The 24,453-nt window shown below is 48.0% G+C and carries 20 protein-coding genes and 1 tRNA gene; 17 read left to right on the top strand and 4 right to left on the bottom strand.

Annotated elements, in window-relative coordinates; translation table 11 throughout:
• Positions 1 to 3 precede the first annotated feature (3 nt).
• The 7 genes from fni to QJS83_RS15575 all read left to right on the top strand — a co-directional run bounded on the left by fni (position 4) and on the right by QJS83_RS15575 (position 6,232).
• Positions 4 to 1,044, top strand: a complete 1,041-nt coding sequence (gene fni, locus QJS83_RS15605; RefSeq protein ID WP_284606234.1) for a type 2 isopentenyl-diphosphate Delta-isomerase — start codon at positions 4 to 6, stop codon at positions 1,042 to 1,044.
• On the top strand, positions 1,041 to 2,330 hold the full coding sequence (locus QJS83_RS15600; RefSeq protein ID WP_284606232.1) for a hydroxymethylglutaryl-CoA reductase, degradative: 1,290 nt from the start codon (positions 1,041 to 1,043) through the stop codon (positions 2,328 to 2,330). The genes fni and QJS83_RS15600 overlap by 4 nt, the downstream gene beginning before the upstream one ends.
• 8 nt (positions 2,331 to 2,338) lie before the next feature.
• On the top strand, positions 2,339 to 3,238 hold the full coding sequence (locus QJS83_RS15595) for a hypothetical protein (RefSeq protein ID WP_284606230.1): 900 nt from the start codon (positions 2,339 to 2,341) through the stop codon (positions 3,236 to 3,238).
• Positions 3,235 to 4,215: a diphosphomevalonate decarboxylase gene (mvaD, locus tag QJS83_RS15590; RefSeq protein ID WP_284606228.1), complete on the top strand. Its 981-nt coding sequence runs from the start codon at positions 3,235 to 3,237 to the stop codon at positions 4,213 to 4,215. Before QJS83_RS15595 ends, mvaD begins: the two co-directional genes overlap by 4 nt.
• Positions 4,205 to 5,092 carry a mevalonate kinase family protein gene (locus QJS83_RS15585; protein WP_284606226.1) on the top strand — a complete coding sequence of 296 codons (888 nt, stop codon included), beginning with the start codon at positions 4,205 to 4,207 and terminating at the stop codon, positions 5,090 to 5,092. The genes mvaD and QJS83_RS15585 overlap by 11 nt, the downstream gene beginning before the upstream one ends.
• A gap of 23 nt (positions 5,093 to 5,115) precedes the next feature.
• Positions 5,116 to 5,814 carry a DNA alkylation repair protein gene (locus QJS83_RS15580; RefSeq protein WP_284606224.1) on the top strand — a complete coding sequence of 233 codons (699 nt, stop codon included), beginning with the start codon at positions 5,116 to 5,118 and terminating at the stop codon, positions 5,812 to 5,814.
• A 127-nt stretch (positions 5,815 to 5,941) separates the two neighbouring features.
• Complete coding sequence (locus QJS83_RS15575; protein WP_284606223.1) at positions 5,942 to 6,232, top strand: hypothetical protein; 291 nt, start codon at positions 5,942 to 5,944, stop codon at positions 6,230 to 6,232.
• Positions 6,233 to 6,262: 30 nt separating this feature from the next.
• Here the strand turns inward: QJS83_RS15575 and QJS83_RS15570 are convergent, their stop codons facing one another.
• A complete protein-coding gene (locus QJS83_RS15570) occupies positions 6,263 to 7,018 on the bottom strand; it encodes a TrmH family RNA methyltransferase (protein ID WP_284606221.1) in 756 nt (251 codons plus the stop codon).
• Positions 7,015 to 7,887 carry a 16S rRNA (guanine(527)-N(7))-methyltransferase RsmG gene (locus QJS83_RS15565; protein WP_284606219.1) on the bottom strand — a complete coding sequence of 291 codons (873 nt, stop codon included), beginning with the start codon at positions 7,885 to 7,887 and terminating at the stop codon, positions 7,015 to 7,017. Before QJS83_RS15565 ends, QJS83_RS15570 begins: the two co-directional genes overlap by 4 nt.
• 110 nt (positions 7,888 to 7,997) lie before the next feature.
• Here QJS83_RS15565 and pheS point away from each other — a divergent pair, with 110 nt between their 5' ends.
• The 4 genes from pheS (at position 7,998) to QJS83_RS15545 (ending at position 12,408) form a co-directional block, all read left to right on the top strand.
• Positions 7,998 to 9,023 carry a phenylalanine--tRNA ligase subunit alpha gene (gene pheS / locus QJS83_RS15560; protein WP_284606217.1) on the top strand — a complete coding sequence of 342 codons (1,026 nt, stop codon included), beginning with the start codon at positions 7,998 to 8,000 and terminating at the stop codon, positions 9,021 to 9,023.
• Positions 9,020 to 11,461 (top strand): phenylalanine--tRNA ligase subunit beta, encoded by a 2,442-nt coding sequence (pheT, locus tag QJS83_RS15555; RefSeq protein ID WP_284606215.1) that lies wholly within the window; start codon positions 9,020 to 9,022, stop codon positions 11,459 to 11,461. Before pheS ends, pheT begins: the two co-directional genes overlap by 4 nt.
• Before the next feature lie 103 nt (positions 11,462 to 11,564).
• Positions 11,565 to 11,900 carry an integration host factor subunit alpha gene (locus QJS83_RS15550; RefSeq protein ID WP_350159297.1) on the top strand — a complete coding sequence of 112 codons (336 nt, stop codon included), beginning with the start codon at positions 11,565 to 11,567 and terminating at the stop codon, positions 11,898 to 11,900.
• Entirely contained in the window at positions 11,869 to 12,408 is a 540-nt protein-coding gene (locus QJS83_RS15545) for a MerR family transcriptional regulator (RefSeq protein ID WP_284606212.1), read from the top strand. The genes QJS83_RS15550 and QJS83_RS15545 overlap by 32 nt, the downstream gene beginning before the upstream one ends.
• A 30-nt stretch (positions 12,409 to 12,438) precedes the next feature.
• On the opposite strand, the gene QJS83_RS15540 is transcribed toward QJS83_RS15545, so the two are convergent.
• Positions 12,439 to 13,170: a type 2 periplasmic-binding domain-containing protein gene (locus tag QJS83_RS15540; RefSeq protein WP_284606210.1), complete on the bottom strand. Its 732-nt coding sequence runs from the start codon at positions 13,168 to 13,170 to the stop codon at positions 12,439 to 12,441.
• Positions 13,171 to 13,337: 167 nt separating this feature from the next.
• On the opposite strand from QJS83_RS15540, the gene QJS83_RS15535 reads away from it, so the two are divergent.
• From QJS83_RS15535 to QJS83_RS15510, 6 genes are all read left to right on the top strand, one after another.
• Positions 13,338 to 13,414, top strand: a tRNA-Pro gene (locus QJS83_RS15535).
• Between the two features lie 30 nt (positions 13,415 to 13,444).
• Positions 13,445 to 13,813: a DoxX family protein gene (locus tag QJS83_RS15530; RefSeq protein ID WP_284606209.1), complete on the top strand. Its 369-nt coding sequence runs from the start codon at positions 13,445 to 13,447 to the stop codon at positions 13,811 to 13,813.
• A 33-nt stretch (positions 13,814 to 13,846) separates the two neighbouring features.
• Entirely contained in the window at positions 13,847 to 14,512 is a 666-nt protein-coding gene (locus QJS83_RS15525) for a DUF899 domain-containing protein (protein WP_284606207.1), read from the top strand.
• A 235-nt stretch (positions 14,513 to 14,747) separates the two neighbouring features.
• Positions 14,748 to 15,260: a mobile mystery protein A gene (locus QJS83_RS15520; protein WP_284606205.1), complete on the top strand. Its 513-nt coding sequence runs from the start codon at positions 14,748 to 14,750 to the stop codon at positions 15,258 to 15,260.
• Positions 15,217 to 15,804, top strand: coding sequence for a mobile mystery protein B (locus tag QJS83_RS15515; RefSeq protein ID WP_284606203.1), 588 nt, complete (start codon positions 15,217 to 15,219; stop codon positions 15,802 to 15,804). The genes QJS83_RS15520 and QJS83_RS15515 overlap by 44 nt, the downstream gene beginning before the upstream one ends.
• Before the next feature lie 37 nt (positions 15,805 to 15,841).
• Positions 15,842 to 16,591, top strand: coding sequence for a tyrosine-protein phosphatase (locus QJS83_RS15510; protein ID WP_284606201.1), 750 nt, complete (start codon positions 15,842 to 15,844; stop codon positions 16,589 to 16,591).
• Positions 16,592 to 16,595: 4 nt separating this feature from the next.
• Here the strand turns inward: QJS83_RS15510 and QJS83_RS15505 are convergent, their stop codons facing one another.
• Positions 16,596 to 24,278 (bottom strand): Calx-beta domain-containing protein, encoded by a 7,683-nt coding sequence (locus QJS83_RS15505; protein WP_284606199.1) that lies wholly within the window; start codon positions 24,276 to 24,278, stop codon positions 16,596 to 16,598.
• Between the last annotated feature and the right edge of the window lie 175 nt (positions 24,279 to 24,453).

Genomic DNA, 24,453 nt, shown 5'->3' with positions numbered 1-24,453 from the left:
GCAATGGACGAGTCCAACTCTCAGTTTGAACAAAGAAAGCGCGATCATATTCGTATCGCGCTGGATCCAAGGTCTCAGACCGATGGTCAAAATGGATTGGACTCGATCGAATTAATTCATGAGGCTTTGCCTAATTTGGATTTTAAAGAGGTCGATATTTCGACCTCTTTTGTTTTTAAAGAAGCTCTTTCTCTTTCTTCTCCCATTTTTATTTCTTCAATGACAGCAGGCCATGAAAAAGGCCGTGAAATCAATGAAGCTCTAGCAAGACTCAGTGATCGCAGACAGATCCTGATGGGTGTCGGTTCGCAACGTCGCGAGTTGGAAGATTCCAGTGCGGCTGAGGAGTGGTATCACGTGCGCAAGAAAGCTCCGCGCGCGCGTCTCCTTGGAAATATTGGAATCGCTCAACTGATTAAAAGTCCGATCGATAAAGTGCGCCGTTTGATTGACTCCACGGAAGCCTTGGCTTTGTTCGTTCATCTCAATCCATTGCAAGAAGCTCTGCAGCCGGAAGGCACGACAGAATTCAGACACGGTCTGGAGGCGATCGAAAATCTTGTGAAGTTGGCGGGCATTCCTGTGATCGTCAAAGAAACGGGCTGCGGTTTTTCCGTGGATACTCTGAAACGCCTTCAGAACACCGGTATTTTCGCGGTGGATGTGAGTGGTAAGGGTGGAACGCATTGGGGCCGTGTTGAGGGTTTTCGCTCTCAAGAAGATCAATTACTCTATAAAGTGGCGCAAACTTTTAAGGATTGGGGCATTAGCACAGTGCAGTCTGTGCTGAATGCTAAGGAAGCTCGCGTAAATTATGAAATTTGGGCTTCTGGTGGCGTTCGAAATGGTTTAGAAATTGGGAAACTGTGTGCTTTAGGAGCGGCCAAGGTCGGGGTGGCAAAACCATTCCTGGAAGCCGCTCTCGCTGGGGATGAAGCTTTGGAAGAGCTTCTTAACAAGTTGGAACTTGAACTGAAGATCACGATGTTCTGTACGGGTTCAAGAAATCTTAAAGACCTTCAAACAAAGAGGGTGGTACGATGACAAAACAGCTTCAAGACATCTTCAAAGGCTTCTCGAAACTTTCTCGCGAGGAAAGACTTAAATCTTTGATGGAAGTGGGCGTCCTTCATGACTCCGACGTTGAGTATCTTGCTAAGGGCGGACTCAAGGACACTTCCTTGGGCGAAAAATTCATCGAAAACGTGATCGGTTATTTCCAGCTTCCTTTGGGAGTCGCGACAAATTTCCGTATCGACGGTAAAGACTATGTTATCCCGATGGCGGTGGAAGAAACGTCCATCGTGGCGGCTGTGTGTAAGTCGGCAAAATGGATTCGTGAATCGGGCTCTATTACAACAGAAGTTGTCGGGAACGAGATCATCGGACAAATCCAATGTGCGAAAATCAAAAACTTCGCACAATTTGAAAAACAAATTCTGGCGCAAAAAAACTTTATGATTGAAATCGCCAACCGCGAAGTAGCATTCGGCCTTGTTCGCCGAGGCGGCGGGGTGCGCGACATTCAAGTGCGCCGTGTGCCTCGCGGCGACGGCTCTGATATGGCGGTGGTTCACGTTTTGATGGACCCTTGCGATGCGATGGGCGCGAATATCATGAATCAAGTCTGTGAATTCTTGAAAGAGCCGATCGAACAGTTCACCGGCGAAAAGGTCACGATGTGCATCCTTTCGAACCTGGTTGATTCTAAAGTGACTCGCGCGATTGTGCACATCACTGATATCGATCCTGAGTTGGCGGAAAAAATTGAAGAGGCTTCTTTGTTCGCGCAACAAGATCCTTACCGTGCGGCGACGAACAACAAAGGCGTTTTAAACGGTATCGATCCTGTGTTGATCGCGACAGGCAATGACTGGCGCGCGGTCGAAGCGGGGATTCATGCCTACGCTTCTCGCGACGGCCAATATCGCTCCATCACGCGTTGGTTCCGCGATGGCGAAGGTGGTCTTAAGGGGATCTTTGAAGCACCACTGATCGTCGGTACTGTCGGCGGTGTGACGACTCTTCATCCGACAGCGATGATGTGTATGAAGATGCTTGGCACGACAACGGCTAACGAGCTTTCACGCGTGATTGCGGCCGTCGGGTTGGTGCAAAACCTAGGAGCTTTAAAAGCTTTGACGACTGTGGGAATCATCGAAGGCCATATGAAACTGCATACGAAGAACTTGGCTTTAGGTGCCGGCGCGGAAGAAAAAGAAATTCCTTTGGTACAAAAGAAACTCGAAGAAATTTTGGCGATTCGCAAACGCATCTCTTTGAGCAACGCTATCGACGTCCTTAAAGAACTTCGCGCTTCACAAAACTAGGAAAGACCATGTCTTTGGTTTTTTCTGTTCCCGGAAAAACATTCTTAGCAGGTGAGTACTTGGCTCTTCACGGAGGGCCAACTCTTGTCTTTTTGTCCCAGCCTTGTTTTGAACTGGAAGTGACAAAAGGACATGGTGGTCAAGGCAGTATTCATCCTGATTCTCCGGCGGGTCTTTTTATTCGCAAGTATCCGGAGTACTTTTCTCAATTCGATTTGACCTTCCGTGATCCTTATTCCGGCAAAGGCGGCTTTGGCGCTTCCACGGCGCAATTTCTGGCGGTGTATGCACTTTGGCTTTACAAAGAAGCTCATCATCAAGATATGGAAAAGCTTCTCGACTTTAAACATCTCTTGGATGCTTATTACGAAGTGGCATGGACTGGTGTTGGTGTGCGCCCTAGTGGTGCAGATCTCGTTGGGCAGCTCAAGGGCTCTTTGACGTTCTTTGAAAAACGCCAGGGTTTGATTTCTATTAAGGGTTGGCCCTTTGAAAACCTCGAATTTTATCTTATCCACACGGGCAATAAAGTTCCGACTCACGAGCATCTTAAAACTCTTGCGCGCTTTGATTCTGCCGAGTTGGAAAAAGCCTTTGCTTTGATCAAGAGCTCTTTTGATTACCAAAACGAAGAGCGTTTTGTCGAAGGTGTTGAGGCCTACGCCGCGGTATTAAAGCAGCTCCATTTCACGTGTGCGGAAACCTTGCAGCTTATTGAAGAGATCAAGCAGGTTCACGGGGTCAAAGCGGTCAAAGGGTGCGGCGCTCTCGGCGCGGATGTGGTGATGGTTGTTTTGGACAAACATCAGATCTCTGGCATGGACCAGTTCTGTGCGGACCGTCGTCTTTCTATTATTTCTTCTTCCGAAAAAATCTCTCAGGGACTTCAGATTCGAGGAACGTTATGAATCAGGTTTTAGTTTCAGCTCCATCTAATATTGCGCTTATTAAATATATGGGAAAGATCGAAGGTTCAGGCAACAAACCGACGAATGGATCTTTGTCTTATACACTTGAAAATCTGCGCACGTTCGTTCGTTTGACTGAAATCGAAGGAACTCAAGATCAGTGGAAGCCGTTGCTACAAGAGGGGCTTGAAAAAATTGACCTCTCTGAAAAAGGCCAGCAAAGATTTTTGAAACACTTGGCGACTTTGAAAATGAAATGGGGCGTGCAAAAGTCCTTTCTTGTTGAGTCCGCGAATAATTTTCCGTCGGACTGTGGACTTGCAAGTTCGGCTTCGAGTTTCGCAGCTTTGACTTTGGCGGCGGCGGAGATGTTTCAAAGAATCAATCCGCAACCTTGGGGCGAAGATAAAAAAACTTTGTCAGAACTTTCTCGTCAGGGATCGGGTTCTTCTTGCCGCTCATTGTTTACGCCGTGGGCTTTGTGGCAACACGAATACGCAGAACCTATGGCGTTACCCTGGGAGCATTTGCATCACATTGTGGTTGTTGTTGAAGATTCAAAAAAAGAGGTTTCCAGCTCGGATGCGCATAAACTTGTCACGACAAGTCCGCGTTTCCACGGGCGCCCTGATCGTGCCGAACTTCGCTTAAAAGATCTTGTGCATGCTTTGCGTTTCAATGACTGGCATATGGCGCGCCAAATTGTCTGGGATGAGTTTATCGACATGCACCGTTTATTCGAAACAAGCCATCCGGCATTCAGCTATATGACTGAAAACTCCAAAAAAGTTTTAGCGGATTGCCAAAGTTTCTGGCAGAAATGGCAAGACGGTCCTTTAGTGACAATGGATGCCGGTGCGAACGTGCATATGCTTTTCCGTCACGATCAGAAAAAATCTTTTGAAACGTATCGAGAGCACTTCAAAAAAGATTTCAAGGTGTTGGCTTTTGAAGGTGTAAAAGAAAATGTCCATTGATTTCACTTGTAAGTCTTTTGGGAAATGGATTTTAGCGGGGGAGCACGCGGTTCTTCGTGGTGTTCCTGCACTTGTGTTTCCCATTCAATCTCGCAATCTTGAACTCAGCTATGCGAAAGGCGAGCAGCCTTTAGAGCTTCGTTTAGTCGGTGATCACGGCAAAGACTTGCAGCTCCTCGTTTGGGGTGTTCTAGAGAAAGCCTGCGAGATAAAAAAAATCTCTCGTTCAGAATTAAAGGGCACTTTGTTGTTAGAGTCCTCTATTCCCGTCGGTGCAGGCATGGGCGCTTCGGCCGCTCTTTGCGTGGCTTTAACTCGCTGGTTGGGACATCTGGGTTACGTGAACGAGGCGGACTTTTACGAATTCGCCCGCGACCTGGAAAATCTCTTCCATGGTGAAAGCAGCGGTGTGGATATCGCTGTCGCTCTTTCCGGAGAAGGTCTTTACTTCATTCGCAACGGTGCCAGAAAACCTCTTAAAACCGCGTGGAAACCGCAGTGGTATATCTCTTACTCTGGCAAGCGCGGTGTGACGGTGGACGCTGTGAACAAGGTCAAAGATTTGATTCTTAAAAATCCAAGCTTGGGTGAAAAGATCGATACAAAAATGGCGAAAGCTGTCGAAATCGCCGAGCGCGCATTACAAATGGATGCCAAAGAAGGTTTGTCTGTTTTAGCCGAAGCCATCGATTTAGCGGGACAGTGTTTCGAGCAATGGGGCCTTAACGAAGGAGCCCCCGCAAAACACATCGAATGGCTGCGCGAACAAGGCGCATTGGCAGTAAAGCCAACAGGCTCTGGCGGCGGCGGCTATGTCCTGTCTTTGTGGGATCACGAACCCCCGCAAGAAACCCTCAACAAACTCATCCCTTGCTAAAAGGAACCTTTTAGTATTTTTCTATGATTAAAGAATTGCAGAGAGACGTTCGAAAAGCGACGAACCCGGAGCGTGCCGAAGTCATGCTGCGGTTTTTTAAGACTGGCAAAGGCGAGTACGGCGAGGGAGATATTTTCTTGGGACTCAGTGTGCCTCAGTCCCGCGCCCTCGCGAAAAAATATCTGCCGCTTTCGTTTAATGAGTTGCAGACTTTAATAAAATCGAAAATCCACGAAGAGCGATTGATCGCTGTCATCATCCTGGCAAACCGCTTTGCGAAGGCGACGGAAGAAGAGCAGACAAAAATCTATAAGTTCTATTTAAAAAATTCCAAGTATGTGAACAACTGGGATTTGGTGGATTCCTCGGCGGAATATATCGTCGGCGCGTTTACATTCACGCGCGACAGGAAGATTCTGAATAAACTCGTGCTCTCGAAAAGCATCTGGGATCGCCGGATTGCGATCATGGCGACTTTTCACTATATCAAAAAAGGCGAATCTCGAGAGACCTTGCGTCTTGCAAAAGTTCTTCTAAACGATAAGCACGATCTTATTCATAAAGCGACAGGATGGATGCTGCGTGAAGTGGGAAGTCGAGTAAGCGAAAAAGATCTTTTGCGTTTTCTGGATAAAAACGCGACGAGCATGCCGCGCACGATGTTGCGCTACTCTTTGGAAAAACTTTCTCCCAAAGTACGTCGTCACTATATGGAACTTTGATGTTCCCTCAATGAAAATTCGGGAATTGAAATCTCGCGGTGTAATGTAGCACCCGCGCGGATCTTTCATAGAGTTCGTCACGAACTGATCTTATCGTCCTTCTTAAAGACCATCTTCAGGAGGGATTATGAAGACAATCATTTCTATTGTTATGCTGACTATCATGATGTTTGCGTCGGCAGGTTTCGCGGAGCCTTTTGCAACGAGCGAAGAGAGTTATATTATTCAGCCTCTGCATCGCCATTGTGGCGAGGCCCCACAGCCGAATAGCGTGGCTCCATACGGAAAGTATTGTGATTCAAAAGGCGTGCAATGCCCGCCAGCTTATAAGCCAGTCCCGCGTTGGTGCCACGGGCGCAGCGGCTGGTACAGATGCGGAACGGCTTGTGAGTTTGACAATCACTACGGCGGCGCTTAGCAGATCGCTTTTGCGGTATTGATATCGCGTTTATTTAACGGAGCAAGAGTAACTAAATAAGGCAATGCTCGCAGCGACAGTGGCATTGAGGGACTCAACACTTTGCGTGTGCACGGAAAGTTTTTTGAGACCCTTAAGGCCGCTAAAGCCCGGGCCCTCTTCGCCGATAGCAAGACGAATGTTTTTCGGCCATTTGAAGGTTGCGACATTTTCGCCTTTCATGTCGAGGGCGTAAATGTCTTCGTTGCCTGCCACAAAATCAGAAAACTTGCCCACACGATAAAGCGGCAGCTTCAACAACGCGCCCGCCGAGGCTTTGATCGCCTTCGGGTGGTAAGGATTGCAGCTTTCCTCCGTTAAAATCATTTTGCTCGCGCCAAAGGCCAACGCAGAACGGGCCAATGCGCCGAGATTTCCAGGATCTCCAAGCGGTGACAGAACTTCCAAACCCAAAGCGGGTTTTTCGGGTAAAGCCGCGATGTCTCGAGGCTCAAGAACCAAAAGATTGTAGTGTGTGCCGACAACGTCGATCTCGTTAAACAAAGCCTTCGGAAGCTTGAACACGGGAATACGTTGACCCTTTAAAGAGGCGGCAGAAGAAGTCACAGGACGCAGATCTTCATGCACGATTTCCGCTTTGATTTTGAATTGTGGATTTTCCAAGAACTCTTCGATGAGTTTTTCTCCCATCAAAATAAATTCTCCGTGCTTTTTAATTCCACGGGCTGAAGACAAATCAGACCAGCGTTTGAAATGATCGTTCGTTTTAGAGGAGATTTCGATCACGGCTTAACGTCCTTCCATCTTCTTTTTTCGTCGCTCGAAAGTTCGTCCATCAAAAGCTCTTCGCCTTCGTCCTCTTCAGGCAACGGCATGTGTTTGATCTTTTCATAGACGACCAGGCGGCGCTCGTGAGGAGTGTGCGGCAAAGTGTAAGACACGTCTTCGACAAGTTTATAATACTCCGACCAGTCTTCTTTTGCGGCTGCGATTTCGGGATCGACACCGGGGCCTTTCATAAAATAAACGCGACCGCCGATTTGCAGACAACTGATGACGTTCCCCAGAGTGTTGCCGATGTCTTCAACCGCGCGAGTGATCGCGCCGTTGACGGGATACACACAGTGTTTGTTGATATTGCGACCGAGGATGTCGAGATTTTCAAGGCCCATTTCTGTGCGCACGTGTTTTAAAAACTCCACGCGACGTTGCACGCCTTCGCCCAAAAGAATTTTTTCTTTCGGGAACATGACTTTCAATGGAATTCCTGGAAAGCCGGGGCCTGTGCCCACGTCCAAAAGAGGAAACTGCAGCTTTGTGTACTTTGTGATGATGATGCTGTCGATAAAGTGTTTGATCGCGATATCACGCAGTTTGAGGAGGCGAGTGAAATTCTCTTTTTCCTGATTCAGCATCAAAAGGCGGTAAAAGTGCGCCAATTGCTTGCGTTGCTCGTGATTGACCAAATCAAAGTCGTGATTTCTAAAAACGTCGGCAAGGCGATCGTTGGCCTCATTGAGATCATAAATGACCTCAGGCTTCTTATGGCGACCCATTTGCGGTGCTGTCGGAGCTTTAACTCCGCCCTGAGCTTTGTGACGAGCTTCTTGGCGGGCTTTATAGGGGCTGTAGTTGGACTTATTCTTATGAGCCATAGGGTCGAAGGAAGATAGAGCCAAAGCCCCACAATCTCAAGCCTTTTCTGCGCCGTGTGTAAAAGCTAAATGCTTGAAAATACGGGGCTCTGGGGGGATTATGGGGACCTATGTCGACGACCAAACTTGATTCCATTAAAGATGCAGCGCTGGCAGCGTTTAAAGCGGCTCCCAGCTCCAAAGACCTCTACGATCTCAAGGTTCAATACCTCGGGAAGAGCGGTTCTTTGACTGAAATTATGAAAGAAATGGCTTCTTTACCGAAAGAGGAAAAACCTCTTTTTGGTAAAAAGGTCAACGAAGTGAAGCAGCTTCTTGAGGCGGCTTACACGGAAGCAGAAGAAAATCTGAAGAAAAAAGAGATCTCCGCGAAGATGGCTGCTGAAGAGATCGATATGACTCTTCCGGCGTTTTCTCAACCGAAAGGCTCTCCGCACCCGGTGAATATCGTGGTGGAGGAGATTTTCAAAGTGATGTCGCGTCTGGGATACAGCGTTCGCACGGGACCGCTCATCGAAAAAGATTACTACAACTTCGAAGCCTTGAATATTCCGGCAGATCATCCTGCGCGTGATATGCAAGACACATTCTTTATCGACAAGTCGCACGTTTTAAGAACGCACACGTCGCCGATTCAAATTCACTCTTTGGAAACGGAATCGCTTCCGTTGCGCGTGGTGGGCACGGGCCCTGTGTTCCGTTGTGACAGCGATATTTCGCATCTTCCGAACTTCCATCAGATTGAGGCGCTTTGCGTGGATGAGAAAGTTTCCATGGCAGATCTCAAAGGCACAATCAGTTTCTTCGTGCGTGAGTTCTTCGGCCCAGGTTTGAAAACACGTTTCCGTCCCAGCTTCTTCCCATTCACAGAGCCTTCTGCGGAAGTGGATTGCTCGTGCCCGATCTGTAAAGGCAAGGGCTGCAGTCTATGCAAGCAAACAGGTTGGATTGAAATCGGCGGTTGCGGTCTTGTGAATCCGAAAGTATTCCAAGCGGCGAAAATCGAATATCCAAAATGGCAAGGTTTCGCCTTCGGTTTCGGCGTCGAGCGTATGGCGATCATCAAGTACGGTATCGAAGACATTCGTTTGTTCCCTGAAAATGACGTGAGATTCTTAAGGCAGTTTGTAAAATGAAGATCAGTTTAAAATGGCTCCAAGATTATGTGGACGTGGCAGAGTTTTTCCAAAAGCCGGAAGAGCTTGCTGAGGCATTAACTCGCGCAGGCCTGGAGGTGGAGGAAATCACCAATCGCGCGAAAGATTTCAATCACGTGGTGATTGGTCACATCCTTGAAAAAGACAAACATCCGAATGCGGATAAGCTGTCTTTGTGCCGTGTTTCCACGGGCGAAGGCGTTGTTCATCAAATCGTGTGTGGCGCACAAAATCACAAAGCGGGGGACCGCGTGATCGTGGCTCTTCCTGGTGCTGTTCTTCCAGGAAATTTTGCGATTAAAAAATCGGCGGTTCGCGGTGTGGATTCTGCCGGCATGCTGTGCTCTTACAAAGAACTCGGCTTGGCGAAAGAATCCGAAGGTATCGCAATTTTGCCGGGCGATGCTCCTGTCGGAAAACCTTTTGCAGAGTACGGCGGTTACGATGATATCACTTTCGAATTGAAGGTGACGCCGAATCGCGCGGACTGCTTGAGTCACTACGGTTTGGCTCGTGAAGTCGCTTGTCTTTTCGGTAAAGAATTAAAAGCGCCGAAAGCAGAACCAAAAACTTCCGCGCAATCCACGAAGAGCGAAATCGCTCTTGAAGTGAAGTCTTTTGATTTGTGTCCTCGTTATACGGGTCGCTTTATCAAAGGCGTGAAGGTCGGGCCTTCTCCAGAGTGGTTGAAACACCGTCTTGAAAGCGTCGGCTTGAACTCTATCAACAACATCGTCGATGCGACAAACTACGTGATGATGGAATTGGGTCAGCCTCTGCATGCTTTCGATGCGGCTTTCATTGCGGGTAAAAAAATCATCGTAGACCGTGCAACAGCGGGCGAAAAGTTCGTCACCTTGGATGGCTCCGAAATCACATTGAACGGTGAAGAACTCACGATTCGTGATGCAAATCACCCGGTGTGTTTGGCGGGCGTTGTCGGTGGAAAAAACTCGGGCGTGACAGACACGACAGTCGACGTTTTCCTTGAAGCAGCTTACTTCTTGCCGATGAGTGCGCGTAAAACATCGCGTTCTCACGGTATTGATACGGATTCTGCTTACAGATTCTCTCGCGGTGTGGATCCAGATGGGGCACTTCGCGGTTTGAACCGCGCAACGCAAGTGATCTTGGACGTTGCCGGCGGGGAAGCTTATGGCGATCACCATGACTTCTATCCGAATCCTGTGAAAAAAAGCACGATCACGTTGTCCGTGCAAACCATCACAGACCGTTTGGGTTACCCGGCGGAAGAACACAAGTTTGTCGACTTCATGAAACGTCTGGGTTGTCAGATCGAAAAAAGCGGAGAGACTTACAAAGTTCTTCCTCCGACGTTCCGTTTTGACCTGGAACAAGACATGGATTTAGTGGAGGAGTACGCGCGCCTGAATGGTTACGAGCATATTCCCGAGTCTTTGCCTGTTTTCAAAAACATGCCGTCACATCACGACAAGAGCTTCATGCTCAATCTTTCAACGAGCGAATTGATGCGTGCGGAAGGTTTCCAGCAAGCCTTCAACTTTGCCTTCGTGGGGTCGAAAGCGGAAAAGGCTTTCTTGGGTCCTTACGAGACATTGAAAGCCGCAGGCTTGACGTCTTCAGAAAAAGAGATTCGCATCATGAATCCTTTGAATGAAGAGATGGATGTGATGCGTTCGTCTTTGAGCTTCGGTCTTTTCAAAAACCTGAACACGAACTTCCACTACGGAAACATGCAAGGCCGCTTGTATGAAATCGGTAACACGTTCTTCGTTAAAGAAGACGGCGGTTACGGCGAAAATAGCCGTTTGGCGATGGCTCTTTGGGGGCGTTCTTCCAATCTTTGGAATAAGTCTTTGGAATATCCCATCGTGTATGAACTTAAAGCGGCAGTTGAAGTTTTATTGAAGAACCTCAATATCTCTGCATATACATGGGTGACTCCAGCAAATAAGGCTGAGGTTCCGGCGTTCTTGCACCAAGGCCAATATGCTCAGCTTTTGGTTGAAGGTAAAAAAGTGGGTTTCATCGGTTCTCTGCATCCGATTCTTTTGGATGATAACAAGATCCGTGTACCTGCGGCATTAGCAGAGCTTGATTTGGATCAGCTTTACAAAGGTCAACCTCGTCCGTACCGCATTCAGAGCGTTTCGAAGTTCCCAGTGGTGGAGCGTGATTTCGCTTTCGTGATGCCGAAGACTTTGAAAGTCGGCGATGTCTTGAAGGATATTCGTAAGGCAGCAGGAGCTTTGTTGATGAATGTGGATGTTTTCGACCTTTACGAAGGGGAGAAAATGGAAGCAGGGAAGAAATCTGTGGCGATTCGTTTGTGGCTTCAGGATAAGAATGCCACACTGCAAGAAGCGCAGATTTCAGAGGTGACGAACAAGGTGCTTGAGAGCTTGAAGAAGAATTTTGATCTCCATGTGAGATAAATTCTTGATTGTTATCAGTAACTTGTTAACCTTTTTAAGAGAAGTTTAATAACTACGGAGTGGATATTTAATTATGGCAGGCCAAAACTTAGGTAAATCAACAGTGACTAAGGCCGACATCGTCGAGAACGTTTATCAGAAAATCGGTTTCTCGAAGAAAGAAGCTTCCGAACTTGTGGAGCTTTGCTTCGACACCTTGAAGGATGTTCTGCAAAACGGTGAAAAAGTTAAGATTTCTGGTTTTGGTAACTTCGTTGTGCGTGGAAAGAACGAGAGAATCGGTCGCAATCCACAAACAGGGGAGCAAATCAAAATCTCCGCTCGTCGTGTTTTGACGTTCAGACCTTCGCAAGTTTTGAAAGCGATGTTGAACGGTGAAGAGTACGCTCACTTAACCGATGATGAGGATGATGATGATGACTACGATGATAACGAATGAGTCTCCTGAAGTCCTAGAGGTTGAAAGCTCGGAGCTGTCTCTGGGTGATCAGCACATCGACTTTGTCGAAGAGGAAGCGATGTCAGTGATGGCATCAGCGCCGATCTCAATTCCTGCGATGCTTTGTGATGACAAACTTTTGGAAGAGATCAAACAAATCCCGGATAAAATGGGATTTAAAATCGGTGATGTGGCTGAAATTCTCGGCATCAAACAATACGTTCTCCGTTACTGGGAAACTGAGTTTGAAATCCTTCGTCCAAAAAAAGCTTCCAATAATCAGCGTATGTACACACGCAAGGATGTTGAGAACGCTCTCTTGATTCGTAAACTTTTGCACCGTGATCGTTTTTCGATCGAAGGCGCAAGAAATGCGATGAAAGAATTGAAAGCTCATGTGCGCAAAGAAAAAGACATGAGCCATGTGATTCATAAACTTGAGAATATCAATGAATCTGTAGAAGACTTGATCATGGATATTCGCCGTGTCCGCGCTCTGTTTAAATAGCAGCGCGGACTTCTTTTTCTCGTCTTACATTTACGGATTTTTATTAAGGTTGTCGGAGATCAGCGGATACTTGCTGAGATCTCCGCGCAAGCGTTTCTTTAGAGCCTCTTCGATGCGTGGCATGTCTTTGTGAAATTTTTTGTGAAGGGTCAGATACAGAGGAAGCTCTGTAAAAACCACGTCGCTGAAAGCGAATTTATCTTTTGCAAGCGGGTGAGCGGCGACGGCGCTCTTGCCGACTTCCTCCACCGCAATAAAATAGTCGGCCTGACCTTCAAGGACCGCCGTGACATTTTGATAGGGATTGTTGGCGTTGATAAACGAAAGCTTTCTGCGCAGAGCTTCGGCTTCGATGGTTTTGTTCGCTGTTGAGATGCAGCCCTTAAGTGAAGCCATGTGGCGGTCAGAAAAGTCACGTTTTTTAAACTTCGGGTTGTCTTTGAGATAAAAATAACGGCTTCGTGTTTTGATAATGGGAAAAGAAGTGGAAACCGTATTCTTGCGCCCTTCTTTGATGCCAAGATCATCGTAAAGAACGCCATCCAATTCTCCTGCAACGAGGTGCTCGTAAGGCACTTGCACCGTGGTGATTTTCGTTCGCATGTCAAAGCCTGCATCCTTCAAGCTGTCGGCGATAAAAGACTGATATTCGACAACGGCGGTGATCCGTTTCACCTGATAGGGAAGTCCTATAACGAGGGGTTTTCCCTGCGCAAAAACTTGAACGTTCCACAAGAAGAATAAGAGGAAGAATATTTTCACCGGCCCAGTCTAAATGGCGTCATAACAATGTTCAATTCGTCTTCACTTAAAAAATAGGGTGAGGTCATTCCGAAATCGAAATGACCCCGCGTCGATCGAACTTAAAGTTGTGTCTCGCATCACATATTGCGCAGACGCAGTCTCGCTTATAAGCTTTTCATAGAAATCTGCGCGTGGCTCAGCTTGGTAGAGCACTTGCTTGGGGTGCAAGAGGTCGCTGGTTCAAATCCAGTCGCGCAGACCATCTTAGAAAAGCCCACCTAAAGAGGTTCGCATGAATGTTCTCCTCTGGATTCTTCAATGGCTTCTCGCTGTGCACACGGCTATCGGAGCGGTGTGGAAGTTTACCAATTCCGAGCAAGCTGTGCCTTCTTTGTCTGCGATTCCTCATAGTGTGTGGGTGGCGCTGATCGCGTTTGAGTTTCTCTGTGCTTTGGGACTTGTTCTGCCGGCATTTAACAAACGGTTTTCTCGTGGCGTGGTTATAGCTGCTGCCGGTATCGCGGCTGAGATGTTGCTCTTCTGCGCTATTCATATTTATTCCGGAGATCCGAATCAAGGTCCTTTGGTTTATTGGCTTGTTGTCGCGGTGATCGCCGCGTTTGTTGCCTACGGACGTAAGGCGCTGCAGCCTTTGCGCTAGAGATTTAATAACAATCGTCTTGAGGGAGAGAGTATGGCTACGAAGTCTTTACCGAAAGTCGTTTCCGAAAAAGCGTTTCGTGCTGCGGTTGAAAAGCTGCGTGTGAAAGAAAAGAAAAACACCCGCGAGCGTGATCGTGTCAGTGCTTTGCGCCGTCGCCTTCCGATGATGGAAATGAAAAAGTATGTCTTTGAAGGACCTGAAGGAACGAAGAGTTTGCTCGATCTTTTCGAAGGACGTAAGCAGCTGGTCGTCTATCACTTCATGTATCATCCCAAAGACGACACGTTCTGCAAAGGCTGCTCATTCGTGGCGGATCATATTCCGCACTTGTCGCACGTGCATGCGCGCAACACATCGTTTGTCTTTATTTCGCATGCTCCGCTCAAAAGCATTCAACGTCATAAGAAACGCATGAAATGGACGACACCATGGTATTCCGGTTGGAATACGTCATTTAACGAAGACCTTGGCATTGACGGAAACCGTGAACATGCTCTGAGTGTTTTCATTCGTGACGGCAAAAAAGTTTATCGCACGTACTACACAGGTGGACGTGGCGTTGAGTATATGGGAACACCGTGGGCGATTTTGGATCTGACACCGTATGGACGTCAGGAGTTTTGGGAGAAGTCGCCAAAAGGGTGGCCACAGACGGAGATGTACTCGTGGTGGCGTTTTCACGACGAATACAAATAAAACCGAAGCGAAGACCTAGACCTTTTTAATCATTTACATATAATTTACATATTTATTTTGACAAGCTTTGGGCTCGTTTTCTATGCTGAATAACGAGCTCACAAGAGTGAAAGAGCTTAAAAACCCACATATTTGGTCTATATATACATAGATAATTTATATCTAAAGGTCTATCTATATATAGACGATATGGTATTATAAATCTACATATAAGTAGACTTATAAGGAGTTCCCCGTGGGTGCAAAAACAGCAAAACTTCGTCGCCATCAGTTGGACCGCTTCTATAAACAGAACGCGGCTCCTTTCGCTATTAAAGCGCCACGCTTGGGGTGGGTGAAAGAGATTCGTCAGGCTTTGGGTATGACAATGCAGGATTTAGCCGAGCGTTTGGGTGTGATTAAGCAGCGTGTGGAACGCATCGAAAAAGATGAAGTCGCGGGAAAGCTCACGCTGCACACTTTGCAACAAACGGCGGAAGCCTTGAACTGCGAGTTGGTTTACTTTTTAGTTCCCAAAGGTGAGGGCTTGCAAAAAGCATTGGAAGAGCAAGCTTATAAAGCCGCGCGCGAGATCGTTCGCAGCACCGAACATACGATGGGACTTGAAGCGCAAGAGACCTCGCGCCAATCGCAACAACAGTTGGTGGAAACTCTCGCAGATGAAATGCTTTTGAAAGAGGATCGTAGAATATGGAGAACAAAACGTGAAAATCCAAAGTCCTCCGGGCGCAACGCCTCTCGACGATGAAACTTTGCAAGGACTTATTCCAGGTCTGACAACGCAAGGGGAGCTGGATGAGTTCGAAGCCGCAGGAATTGCACGAGCGCTTCTGTGGGCTTTTTCCAGTCGAACTTTAAAGAGGGATCTTCTTTCTGTTTCGGGTCTTTGTCTGTTGCACAAAAAAATGTTTGAAGAGACATGGAAGTGGGCAGGGACCTTTCGTTTAAGACAAACCAATATCGGCGTCGCGCCGGCGATCATTCAAAATGAATTGGCGGTTCTTCTGGGAGATGTGAAGTATTGGCTTCAGCATCAAACATTTTCTCTCGACGAAATTGCCGCTCGTTTTCATCATCGTCTTGTCTGGATTCATCCCTTTCCCAATGGCAATGGCCGTTTTTCGCGAATGGCCGCGGATCTTTTGGTTGAATATCATAAAGGAGTTCGTTTTTCGTGGGGCCAGACGGATTTAGCACGGATGGGTGACAAGAGGGACACTTACATTCAAGCTTTAAGGCGCGCTGATCAGCATCAAGATTATGAATATCTGATGAAGTTTATGAAGAGCTGAACTTTTCTGTTAGAATGGCTTTAGGAATGGAGTCGACATGAATCTTGTAGGCGGAATTAATTTCAGAGATATGGGCGGGTATTTAAACCAGGACGGGCGACGCGTGAAAATGCGCAAGTTCTTTCGTTCGGGATCTCTGTCAAAATTAACTGCGGAAGATTGCAAACGTCTTGAAGACATCTCCGTCACGCATATTTTGGATTATCGCGACCATAAAGAATCCGAGAACGACAAAGACGTTTTATGGAGTGGCGTTCATTACGAATGTTGTCCCGCCAATCCGGACTCGCATCAAGTGTCGGCGGCAGTTCACGATTTCTTTTCTAACGAAAGACTGGAAGTCCTCCCGCACGATTTTATGGAAGATCTTTATCGCCAACTGCCCTTTGCAAATCCGGCGTATCGCGCTCTATTCCATAAAATGGAGAACCTTCAAGATGGAGGATTGGTTCAGCACTGTGCGGTTGGAAAAGACCGTACCGGTGTCGGCTCGGCCTTGTTACTATTGAGTCTGGGCGTTAGCAAAGACACGGTTGTGCAGGATTACTTGGTGACTGAAAAAACGCTGAAACCTTTCAAAGATCAGCTCGTTGAAAAAATCGGCGCGCATCTTTCTTCTAAAGCGCACGCAAAACTTGAATACATGATGGCGGCGAACGAAAATTTTTTGCAGTCCGCATTCAACGCTATGGAAATGAAGTACGGTACGATCGAGAAGTTTCTGGAAATGGAATATGCTCTCACAAAAGAGCGCCGCGCGATTTTACAGGCGCGCTTTCTTGAATAGAAAATTAATCGACAAGAGGTCCCACAGAGATCGGGGCCAAGCGGAATGGTTTTTTATCCGTTCCCAATTGGCCGGAAACATCCATGCCGGAGCAGTACCAGTTTGTTCCCACTTTACCGCATAGGCCATAGGCTCCTCGAGGCTCAATATCTGTCACAGCTCCCAGCGCATTGAGAGACGTTAAAGCAACAGGAGCGAAGTGATAATCATTCGTGAGGTAATCGTTTCGTCCGAATTGATCTTGACGGTTGAAGCCCCAGCAATAAGCAGCACCGTTATCAATCAGGCATAACCTGTGATATCCACCACGAATGGCGGTGATGTTCGTAAAGCCTGTGACATCGAAAGGTGAAAGAGTATTGCTAGCCGAACCGGTCCCGGCGTATTGTCCCCAACACTTCAACGTGGAAGCACCACTGCGCGCGCAGGTGCCGTAGCTCGACGTAATGAGTTCATCAACGTTCGTGACGCCGGGAACTTGAACGAGACCGGTGCGATTCACGGTGTCTCCTAAGCCCAGAGATCCAGAACCATTATATCCTGTACACCAAACTGTTTTATCTGTCTTAATCACGCATCCATGCAAACGACCTATTGTCACCTTCACGTTGTCAGAGCCCGCCGAAGTGATTTCTACAGGGTTGACGTAGTTCCCTGGAGCCAAGTCAAAAAGACTGTACAAGTCCGTGTTATTACCCCAGCAATAAATTTTTCCGGCATTAATCGCACAGGCAAAGTCCATATACTGACTGACTGCAAAGTCGGTCACACCTGTGTTTAATCCGAGCGGTATATTGGGATTTCCCGAAGTGGCCGTTGAACCACGAACGGGGGCTTTACCCCAACAGTTTAAAGTGCTGCCGGCAAGAGCGCATCCTCCGCCGGAAGATAATTGCGCTTTGGTGATGCCTGACGTGAGGTTTTTTACTTGCGTAGTTGTGAGGTAAACACGGTCGACGAGAAGATTCCCGACTCTGTTATAGTAGTTGTCTCCCGTACACTTTAAGGCGCCACTGAAAATTCCGCAGCCGTGTTCATCTTGAAGAGCCAAGGAGGAAGCGCCTGTGTAATCGGGACTGAGCACGTGAGCCGTACTCAGTAGAATTTGTTGTTCTCCAAGTTGCCCGAAACCAGAGCTGCCAGTGCAATAAGTCTGACCTGATTTAATGAAGCACGTATGACCGCCATGCGAGCCAGCCACATTTGTAACTCCTGACGTGGCACCAACGACAGTTGTGAGCGGATTGATATCGCTTCCAGTCGGCAGATTGATACCCATTTCTCCATAATAGTTACGGCCTTTACATTTGAGTTCTCCGCTGACGGCAGCACAGAGATGATAGCCATAATAGATATCGCTCGCGCCTGAAAGCTCAGGCATCAATGTCGGAGTCGCCACGTCTGCGCTTGTTCCGTCGACAATTTGCCAGTCGCCATTATTACCCCAGCAATAAACATCGTTGGCACTGTTCTTCGCACACGTTCCGTAAAGTCCCGCCCAGGCATCTACCACAGTGCCAATGCCTGTAACGGCTGTTGGAGTATGGACGGGGTTTTTGTGACCCACACCAGCTTCGCCGTTTAAGTTTTGGCCCCAGCAATAAAGAACACCGGCTTTAATAGCGCAAGCGTGCACCCAGCCCATGGCGAGTTTACTAACACCGGAAGCCAGACTTGGAATTGAAACAGGAGCCGTCGTGCTGGAGACGCTCGCAGGGTCTCCTAATACAGAATAGAAATTAGTACCCCAGCAATAGATGCCGCCATCTTTCAGAGCGCAAGAGTTGATGTATCCAACCCCAACATCAGTCACACCGGAAGTCATTCCTACAACTTGGGTAGGGCTGGATCTCGCAGCTGTGGAGCCGATACCCAATAGTCCTGCACCAGGGTAGTTGCTATGACCGCCGCCACCCCAGCAATAAAGCGCTCCTGTATCCAACACCGCACAAGTCACCACATAGCCTGACGCAATACTGACGGCATTTGAAGCTAAAGGAACCTGTTTCGGAGTCGACGTTGAAAGGTAGTTTCCAAAACCAAGCTGTCCTGACCCATTGTAACCAAAGCAGTAAACTTTGCCGGCACTGGTGAGAGAGCACGTGTGGTTGTCTGCTGTGACAACAGCGATAGCATCTTTTCCGGCAGGAACATCGTTATCGTTAATAATGATATCCGCATTCGAAATATAAGAAGTACCGCCGGTGATACCTGTGATTTTAATCGGAATGCGTTTGTAAAGTTCGTCGACGGAATTATCAATACTTGTCACGTTTCCGAATGTGCCGGAGGTGCTGCCGCTTGGGATAGAAGCCGTGCCTGAAGTTGCCGCCATTGTATAATCAGTGCCTGCCGTCGCACAATCCACGCCGGAACAAACGTCACGAGTCCAATTAATAGACACCGGACCCTTATCGGTCGGGTGGGAAAGGGTCGCGCTCAAACTTGTCGATGTTCCTTCGATAACGTAAACGTCTTGGATTGTGACCAACGGCGGTTGTTCGTCATCTGTGATTGTGACGGTATGAACCGTGTTACTTCCAAGATATGCGCCCACAGGGGAGCTCAATGTGATTTTGAAGGTCTCGTCATACTCTTCCGTGCTGTTATCTAAAATAGGGACAACGATATTAACGGACGTGCTTCCGGCGGCAATCGTCACACTGCCGTTTACAGCCGTATAGTCATTACCCATTGTCGCTGAAGGTGCGGAACCATTCGTGTAAGCGTAGCTTACGGAAACAGCGACATCTGTTGCCGCAGGGATACTGACAGCTATCGTGTGTGACGGATCGTTATACTCGGACACCGATGACGTTGTCACAGCGAATTGAATGTTCGGAGAATTCTTCGTCCATGTTGCAGACGTCGCCGAAGCATAAGCCTGCCAATTGCCCGCAGAGTCTTTGCCGACAACACAAACTTTGATACTGCCATTGGCGTAAGAAGAAATAGTGTCCGTTATATTCGTGGCTTGGGAAATTTCACTCGCCGAATAATCCGTCGCCACCGTACAGTCGGTCGAAGCGGAAGGACCTATTTTATATTTATAACCGACAACGCCGCTTCCGCCCACGTCGATATTCATCACGTATTTCGCACTCGAACCCGTAGGCTGTCCTGACAAAGTCGCCGTCGGCGGAGTATTGTCAAAAGTAATTGAAGCAGAACTCGCCATCGCGCTGATATTTCCAGCCGCATCCTTCACCCACGCATAAAGTGTTTTAACTTCATTCACTGTTGTGACCGTGAATGTCGCGGGCAGAGTCGCGCCGGCAGTCCACGTACATGCCGACACCGCCGTATTATTTTGCATAATACAATAATGCGTCGGAGTTCCACTGACAGCTGAAGTGATGTTGAATGTAGTGCTGTTTGTCGGAGAACTGTTTGTCACCGTGAACGTGGTAATACTCGGCGCCGTTGTATCAATCACAATGTTTTTATTCGTACCCAGAGAACCCGCCGCTGCTGTACCAGGCAAGGTGAGTGTCGCGTTGTTTGAAGCACTGTCTTTGATAGATGCAGAGGCAACCGTCAAAGAATTTGTGGCAACGTAATTCAAGTCCGCAACAGTGTCTGTAGCCTGTACGGTGTAATTGAAAACCAACGTACTGCTGCCGCTGCCGGAAGCATAAGAAGCCGAACGCGCCGGTGTCGTATTTAAGGCGATAAGGGGCGTACCCGTAACCACGACACTTTCAGAGAATGTCACCCGCACGTCGATAACTTCACCCACAGTGTATGATCCATTTGCTTTATTCGAAGTCACATTTGTGATTGTTGGGGTGGTTGTGTCGATAACAACAGCTGCGGAACACGCCGACGTACTTGTGTTGCCGGCAGAATCCGTCGAGACGATTTCATATGTATAAGTATTGCCGTTGGCGCCGGTGAAATTCGCCGAAGTCGTTGCGTTGGAAACAGAAGTTTCTGTTCCCGTGTAGGTATTGCAACTTGCGCCAGTATAGAAGCGAACTTTTTGTGATGCTAAGTCCGTGCTTGTCGATTTGCTCCATTGCGCGACAAGTGACGTCGTATTCGTTGGCGAAGCCTGCTGCCAAACTAACGACGTCGCATTCACAGGAGCCGTGATGTCATAAGTTACGCTATTGTCCGTTGCCGTCGACGCGTTATTTGTATTGCCTGCCGGATCGCTGACTTTGCCGGCAGTAATCGAAGGAATTAAAGTACCCGCGGTTGTGACGGCCGATGCGGAAAGAGTCCAAGTGATGTTATCTGTGGTCGTTAAACCCCACGTAATGCCCGAGGCCGTTCCGCCTTGCGAGATATCTGCCACTGTCAGAGTTGACGGATTGATGGCCTCTGAAAAAACAAGAGTGAAATGAATCGGAAGGGCATTGGCCGGATCGACCTGTCCTGCTTTTTGATTGATAGTTAAACTTGGTTTGGTGGTTTCATAAGAAACCGAATTGTCCGTGCTTGTGCTGGCACTATTGTTATTACCGGCGACATCAGTCATTTTGTTAAGAGCGATGGACGGGATGATAGTCCCAGCGCCTGTGATCGCGGTCGCCTTCAGTGACCACGTGATATTATCTGATGTCGTTAAATTCCAAGTAATTCCAGTAGCCGTTCCTGTGTGCGTGATATCAGACGTGGTAAAGGAACTCGGATTGATGGCTTCACTAAACACGACCGTAAACTCGATGGGAAGTGTGTTAGTGGGATCCGCTTGACCGGCTTTTTGATTGATGGTCAATGTCGGCGCAAGCAAATCTTGTGTCCAAGTCGCGCTTGTCGCCGACGTTAAAGCTTGTTCCACACTGGCAGAGTTTTTACCGATAACACACACTTTGATGTCTGTATTGCCCAAGGCATTTACAGAATCCGTGATGTTTGTCGCAGAGGAAATGTCTGCCGAATATCCTGTCACATCAGCACAGTTCGTTGACGCCGCAGCACCAACTTTGTAGCGGTAAGACTGAACGTCGGCCCCCGCGACATCAATGTTAAGAGTTGTCTGGTTGGATTTTCCAGTCGGTTGACCTGTGATCGTCGCAATAACCGCCGAGGTGTTCACCGTAAAAAGGAAGTTCGTATTATCCGCTGTTGTCGTATTGCCAACACTGTCGAGCGCGGAAACTCGCGCCGTGTATTGCGTTCCGTTTGTCAGTGTACAACCCGTAAATGTATACGGAGAAGAAGCCACAGTTTGTTCTGCACATACGGAAGCCGAGCCATCGCCGCTGCGGATTTCCACCTTATATGAAGAGCTGCCTGTCGAGACGCCCCAAGAAAGGGTCGCGGCACTGCCATTCGTAAGCCATTCGTCTTGAGTGACATCGGTGCCGCCTGTGATACCGGTAATTGCGAAGCTTTCTGGCGCTTGGGTGTCGATCACAAGGTTTTTATTCGCAGCCAAAGATCCTGTCGCACTCGGAGTCGGCAGAGTTAAACCCATATCACTGCCAAAGCTATCTTTGATTGTAGCACCGTTCAGACTCAAAGCATTCGCGGATTCATAATCAAGATCCGCCGAGTTGTCGCCAGGTTGTACGGTGTATGAAAAAGTTAAAGTCGTGGTGCCATTGCCGCCAGTGTAGCTTGCAGCGCGGTCCGTAGAGCCCGTTTCTAAAAGCAGTGTTGGAGAACCCCCCGTAGTATTGACGGAAACCACTTCGCTAAACTGCACGGAAATAAGAATGACTTCGGCGGCTTTATAAGCACCGTTCGTTTTTGCAGATGTCACAGAAACAATATTTCCCGGCAAATCGAGCGTATACTGCACACTCGAACTTGCTGCCAAGGCATTTCCAGCTGTATCGGTTAAAGTGTTCTTCGCTGTGATCGTGCAAGTTTCCGCATTGCTTGGCGCTGTTGAAATATTCAAATTAACCGTCGCAGACGTCGCACTGCTCGCGGAAACACCGGCGACAGAAATGACTCCGGTTCCGGAACAAGCGACGGCCCAGTTGCCTGTATTCTCCATGGAGGCTGCCGCCATGTCTTCATTGAAAGTCACGGTTACGGAAGCGGGCAGACTTGAACGAATGCTTGTTGCGGGTGACCAAGCCAAAACCGCCGGTGCGGTTCGATCCATCACAAGCGCGCTCGAACATGTTGAGGCGGAGGTATTGCCGGACGTATCAATGACTGTCACGATGTACGAATAGGTTTCTCCGTCTGCGCCCGTGAACGTACGGGTGTTGGTTGCAGGACTTAAGGTGATGGCGCTGCCTTCAAGAGTCAAACAGGCCGCATCTTTATAAAATTGAATATTTTGCTCAGCGATGTCACCTGAGGACGACAACGTCCATTTTGCAGTTACAGGAGAGTCCTTCGTCGGAGATGTCTGAATCCAAGCAAGGGACGTCGGCAGCAATGGCGCCGTGTTGTCATAAGTCACCTGATTATCCGTGCTTGTCGACGCGGTATTTAGATTTCCTGCTAAATCTGAAAAACGGTCCGCGTTGACAACCGGTTGAACCAGACCGTTGTTGTCGACCGCAGAAATTGTAAGATCATAGTGAGTGCTGTCAATTTTAGTGAGCGTGTGATTACTAACCGCTGCGGAACCCGCAAAACTAATATCAGCGTCTGTCAGCGTGCTTTCTGCGATAGGCTCACTGAAGGTCAATGTGAAACGAATCGGCAAAGAGTTTGTTGGGTCACTTTGACCAGCTTTTTGTGCAACGACAACGGAAGGTTTCAGCGTATCGAAAGTCCAAGAATAATTTGTTGCCGCCGAATAGGGTTGCCACAAATCGTTAGCGTCTTTACCCACCACGCAGACCTTGAGATTTTGATTGCTTAAAGAAAGAACGCTGTCGCTAATCGCCGTGCTGATAGGAATTTCAGCTGAGTATCCGGAGCCATCAGAACAGTTCAAAGTTCCACTAACGCCGACTTTGTATTTATAGTGTGTCACGTTGAAACCGGCAACGGCGATGTTCAGGTCTTCCACGTTGCTAGGATTACCGGGAAGACCGCCTAACGTCGCAGCGACTTCAACGCTAAGACCCGAAATGTTCAAAGCGCCGCTGTCTGCCTGATCGGGATTAGAGTAGTTCCAAGTCAAAGCTTGGGCATGTGAATTCACTTCTGTCGGCGAGTAAGAAATAATAACGGCACAAGACGTGTGACCTTCAAGAGTCAATCCGCAGTTTCCGCCGGTACCGGGGAATGTTCCCCCTTTGAAGGCGAAGGGAGCTGTCAAGGCGCCCCAGGCGATGTTTTCTGCTGTCGCATCGCCACTGTTCGTAAAGATCACGGATTTTTCCGCCACCGTGTCTTTAAGGCGAGCTCCAAACTCCATCGTCGCCATGGAGGGAACTAGTTTGGCTCTTTGAGTTTTATCTTGAACGACGAAAGAAATGTGATTGCTGTCTAAGTTCGCAAAACGATCGCCATCAAACTTAAGAATAAAACTTTCGTCATTCTCGATATATTTATCGCGAAGAGCTTTAATGATAAAACTCACCGATGAAATTCCAGGCTGAACAATAAGAGTTCCCGAAGCGGCTTCAAAATCGCCGTCTTCATCTTCAATTTCCCAGCTCAATGTTTGCGGCTTCAAAGTAATACCGGGAACAGACGGGGTGTCGATAGCCAAAGTGATCTGATGGCCAATGCCTTCTTCCAGAACCACGGCAGTTCCGGATTCAACGCTGACTTTCATAAAGACTTGGTTTTCGGAAATAGCAGGACTTAACGATGCGTTCATCGAACAGGCGGATACAAGAAATGAAAACGCAGAAATTATGGTTATCTGCACAAACGTCAGGTTGATACCCATGCCTTACTTTTCGGTCGAATTTGAAAGAATATTGAAGAAATTTAGACTAAAAAAAAGCGGAGTGTTCCCTCTGAATTAGGGGCCGATTTTTATTCGTGCAATC

The sequence above is a fragment of the Bdellovibrio sp. 22V genome, from assembly GCF_030169785.1.
Lineage (GTDB): Bacteria > Bdellovibrionota > Bdellovibrionia > Bdellovibrionales > Bdellovibrionaceae > Bdellovibrio.
Note: the sequence above shows the minus strand (reverse complement) of the source record. Positions and strands in the feature narration are given on the sequence as shown.

Excerpts from the sequence above, each read along its gene's own strand:
- fni (WP_284606234.1), top strand. The coding sequence starts at position 4 with ATGGACGAGTCCAACTCTCAGTTTGAACAAAGAAAGCGCGATCATATT.
- QJS83_RS15600 (WP_284606232.1), top strand. The coding sequence starts at position 1,041 with ATGACAAAACAGCTTCAAGACATCTTCAAAGGCTTCTCGAAACTTTCT.
- QJS83_RS15595 (WP_284606230.1), top strand. The coding sequence starts at position 2,339 with ATGTCTTTGGTTTTTTCTGTTCCCGGAAAAACATTCTTAGCAGGTGAG.
- mvaD (WP_284606228.1), top strand. The coding sequence starts at position 3,235 with ATGAATCAGGTTTTAGTTTCAGCTCCATCTAATATTGCGCTTATTAAA.
- QJS83_RS15585 (WP_284606226.1), top strand. The coding sequence starts at position 4,205 with ATGTCCATTGATTTCACTTGTAAGTCTTTTGGGAAATGGATTTTAGCG.
- QJS83_RS15580 (WP_284606224.1), top strand. The coding sequence starts at position 5,116 with ATGATTAAAGAATTGCAGAGAGACGTTCGAAAAGCGACGAACCCGGAG.
- QJS83_RS15575 (WP_284606223.1), top strand. The coding sequence starts at position 5,942 with ATGAAGACAATCATTTCTATTGTTATGCTGACTATCATGATGTTTGCG.
- QJS83_RS15565 (WP_284606219.1), bottom strand. The coding sequence starts at position 7,887 with ATGGCTCATAAGAATAAGTCCAACTACAGCCCCTATAAAGCCCGCCAA.
- pheS (WP_284606217.1), top strand. The coding sequence starts at position 7,998 with ATGTCGACGACCAAACTTGATTCCATTAAAGATGCAGCGCTGGCAGCG.
- pheT (WP_284606215.1), top strand. The coding sequence starts at position 9,020 with ATGAAGATCAGTTTAAAATGGCTCCAAGATTATGTGGACGTGGCAGAG.
- QJS83_RS15545 (WP_284606212.1), top strand. The coding sequence starts at position 11,869 with ATGATGATGATGACTACGATGATAACGAATGAGTCTCCTGAAGTCCTA.
- QJS83_RS15530 (WP_284606209.1), top strand. The coding sequence starts at position 13,445 with ATGAATGTTCTCCTCTGGATTCTTCAATGGCTTCTCGCTGTGCACACG.
- QJS83_RS15525 (WP_284606207.1), top strand. The coding sequence starts at position 13,847 with ATGGCTACGAAGTCTTTACCGAAAGTCGTTTCCGAAAAAGCGTTTCGT.
- QJS83_RS15510 (WP_284606201.1), top strand. The coding sequence starts at position 15,842 with ATGAATCTTGTAGGCGGAATTAATTTCAGAGATATGGGCGGGTATTTA.
- QJS83_RS15505 (WP_284606199.1), bottom strand. The coding sequence starts at position 24,278 with ATGAACGCATCGTTAAGTCCTGCTATTTCCGAAAACCAAGTCTTTATG.